Annotated in this window: 2 protein-coding genes; both read right to left on the reverse strand. The window is 62.9% G+C overall.

What is annotated here, in order from left to right:
* Nucleotides 1-2,217: condensation domain-containing protein (locus EKA13_RS26725; RefSeq protein ID WP_141685682.1), on the reverse strand; the 2,217-nt coding region annotated here is incomplete at its 3' end.
* Nucleotides 2,218-2,232: 15 nt separating this feature from the next.
* The coding region (locus tag EKA13_RS26730; protein WP_245704431.1) for a phosphopantetheine-binding protein at nt 2,233-2,889 on the reverse strand (657 nt) is incomplete at its 5' end.

Below are 2,889 nucleotides of genomic sequence, written 5' to 3' on the forward strand. Positions count from 1 at the left end.
GGTGGGGAAATAGGCCACGGTAACGTCTTGGTCCACCAGCGTCTGGTAGCTCTGCTCTGCCGAGATCAGCCCCGGGCCACGCAGCACCAACCGGGCACCGAACATCATCGGCGACAACCACTGCTCCACCGCGCCGTCAAAACTGATCGAGGCAAAATGCAGGGCAATGTCGTCGGCGCTCATGCCGTACAGCTCTGCGGCGGCCCGACAGTGCATGCTCAGGGCACCGTGCTCGACGGTCACGCCCTTGGGTTGGCCGGTAGAGCCAGAGGTGTAGATCATGTAGGCGCGTTGCTGCGGGGCGACCGTCAACACGGGCGCCTGTGTTGGCGCGCGGCTCAGGTCCAGTTGGTCCAGGGCCACGACTTCGACACCTTCCGGCCACGTCAGTGCCAGCGCGGCATCGCTCAGCACCCACTTCAGGCCCGCGTCCTTGACCATGTAGGCCAGGCGCTCGGCCGGGTACTCCGGGTCCAGCGGCACGTAGGCGCCCCCGGCCTTGAGGATCGCCAACGGGGCGAGAATCAGTTCCAGCGAACGGTCCAGCGCGACGCCAACCAGGGTTTCCCGGCCCACGCCCAGGGCGATCAAGCGATGGGCCAGCTGGTTGGCACGCTGTTCCAGCTCAGCGAAGGTCAGCGAGCGATCGCCACACACCAGCGCCACGGCGTCGGGACGCAAGGCGGCTTGCTGGCTGATGGCCTCATGCACCAGCGGCAGGTGTGGCGTAACCTCCGCTGGCTGGCTCCAGGTGTGCAGTTGGCGATGCTCGTCATCGGTCAACCAGTCCAATACCCGCAACGGCTGTTGCGGTTGCTCCATGACTTGGCGCAGCACCGCCTCAAAACGCTGAGCAAAGCGCTCGATACTGGCAGGCAGGAACACATCCACGGCATAGGTGAACGACAGCACAATACGCCCGCTGTCGTCTTCGCTGCTGTCCAGCCCCAGGTCAAACTGGGCGGCGGTTTCCACCTGATCCAAGGCTTCCAGGGTCAGCCCCGGCAGGTGAGCCAATGCGCCAAAGCGCTGCCGCTGATGGTTGAACAGTACCTGGAACAACGGGTTGTGGCTCAGGCTGCGTTCTGGATGCAACGCCTCAACCAATTGTTCGAAGGGCAGGTCCTGATTGGCCTGGGCGCCAAGGGCCCGTTCGCGTACCTGCTCCAGCAGGTCGGCAAAGCCTGCGTGGCTATCGACCACGCAGCGCAGCACCTGAGTGTTGACGAACAGACCGATCAACCCCTCGATTTCCAGCCGATTGCGGTTGGCCGTCGGCACGCCGATACGCAGGTCGCACTGGCCACTGGCCCTGTGCAGGCAGACGGCAAAGGTCGCCAGCAGTACCTGGAAGGTCGTCGAGCCCTGTGCCTGAGCGAACTGGCGCAGGCGTTGACCGAAGGCTTCGTCAAGTACACGCCGCTGCTGGGCACCGCGATAGCTTTGCACCGCCGGGCGCGGGAAGTCCCCCGGTAGCTCCAGCACCGCTGAGGTATCCCCCAACTGAGCCGTCCAGTACTCGAGCTGGCGTTGCAGCTCGCCGGCTTCGAGCCACTCGCGCTGCCATTGCGCATAGTCGGCGTACTGCACCGGCAACCCCGGAAGGTCCAGCGCATGGCCTTGAACGCAAGCACTGTAGGCGGCAGCAAACTCATCCACCAACACGTTCATAGACCAGCCATCGGCAATGATGTGGTGCAAGGTCAACAGCAGCGCGTACTCGTCATCGGCCAAGGTCAACAGGGTGACCCGAAGCAACGGACCGTTAGCCAGGTCGAAGGGTTGCAAGGCTTCGACTTCAACGGCGGCAGCCAGGGCTTCCGGGCCCTGCCCGCGCAAATCAATCGACCTGATGGCCAGGGGCGTCGGCGCATCAATCACCTGCCGTGGCTGTGCATCGGCATCTGCGATAAAACGGGTACGCAGGCTTTCGTGACGCGCCACTAGCCCATCGAAAGCGTTCTGCAGCGCATTTCGATCGAGTTGACCACGCAGGCGCAGCGCGCCCGGAATGTTGTAGGCACTGTTGGCCGGCTCCAGTTGCGTGAGAAACCACAACCGTTGCTGAGCATAAGACAAGGCCAGTGGCAGGGTGCGATCAGCCGGGCTGATAGGCATCTGCGCAAACAGGTCGATACCTTTCTTCTTCAAGAGTGCGGCCAGTGCCTTGCGTTTTTCAGGGGCAAGGTCTTTCAAGGATGCGATCAGGCTTTGCATAAATTCAGTTCTGTCCTATTCCGCCAGCAGGGCTTCAAGTTCTTCAGTCGAAAGACCGTCGAGTTCCGCCAATGCCGCATGGATATCGTCTTGCAGTTCTTGGCGCGCAGCCTCGGCGTAAGGGCGCAATGCCTCGACATAACGGGCGAAGGCCTCAAGCTGTGGGTGTTCGAACAGCTCGCGCACACCAACGTCGAGATCGAACTCACGCTTGAGGCGTGAAACGGTCTGTACCGCCAGCAAGGAATGCCCGCCCCGTTCGAAAAAGTGGTCATCAAGGCCTACACGCTCCACGTCCAGTACCTGCGCCCAGATACGGGCGATGGCCTGTTCGGTATCGGTCTGCGGCGCCCGGTACTCGCGGCCTGCTGCAGCGTCCGGCTCGGGTAGCGCGCGACGGTCGAGCTTGCCGTTGGCGGTCAGTGGCAACGTCGGCAACACCACGATCTGTGCCGGGACCATGTATTCCGGCAGCCGTTCGTGCAGGTGGGCCTTGAGCTCGTCCTGAATCGCCAAGTCCGAGCTGGCGACATAGCCCACCAGCCGGGGGCCACCGGCGCCCTCCTTGACCAGCACCGCCGCTTCGTTGACCTGCGGGTGGCTTTGCAACTGCGCTTCGATTTCCCCCAGCTCGATGCGGAAACCGCGAATTTTCACCTGCTGGTCGATACG

It is taken from the genome of Pseudomonas defluvii (assembly GCF_001695625.1).
Classification (GTDB): domain Bacteria; phylum Pseudomonadota; class Gammaproteobacteria; order Pseudomonadales; family Pseudomonadaceae; genus Aquipseudomonas; species Aquipseudomonas defluvii.